The 372-nt window shown below is 59.4% G+C and carries 1 protein-coding gene and 1 pseudogene; both read left to right on the top strand.

From position 1 onward, the window contains the following. Positions 1 to 187: pseudogene (locus HMPREF2935_RS13245) on the top strand (phage portal protein); the annotation flags it as partial. Further along, the coding region (locus HMPREF2935_RS07845; RefSeq protein WP_210400735.1) for an HK97 family phage prohead protease at positions 184 to 372 on the top strand (189 nt) is incomplete at its 3' end. The pseudogene HMPREF2935_RS13245 and the gene HMPREF2935_RS07845, both read left to right, overlap by 4 nt.

Here is a 372-nt window from a genome sequence, read left to right on the forward strand (position 1 = left end):
CGGCGGGCCGTTCATGACGGTCAACGAGGCGCGCTCACGCCAGAACATGCCGGCGGTTCCGGAAGGCGACCGTCTCATCCAGCCGCTCAACCTCGGGTTGAGGGGTGGTGAGGATGATTCTGGTGACCAGGAGGTGGTTGATCCGCCGGATGACCAATCAGCTTTACCTGAAGGGGAAGAAGAATGACAGTAAAGAGCGTCATCGCTGAGGTTAAAGCCCTCGGCGATGGAGAAAAGGCCGAGTTTGAGGCGTACGCGTCTGTATTCGGTAACCGTGACAGTTACGGGGACGTCGTGCAGAAGGGGGCTTTTGCGGCCTCGTTGAAGGCATGGGACGAAAAGGGTGCTCCGATTCCGCTGTTGTGGGGCCAC

The organism is Corynebacterium sp. HMSC076D02, assembly GCF_001813815.1.
Taxonomy (GTDB): domain Bacteria; phylum Actinomycetota; class Actinomycetes; order Mycobacteriales; family Mycobacteriaceae; genus Corynebacterium; species Corynebacterium simulans.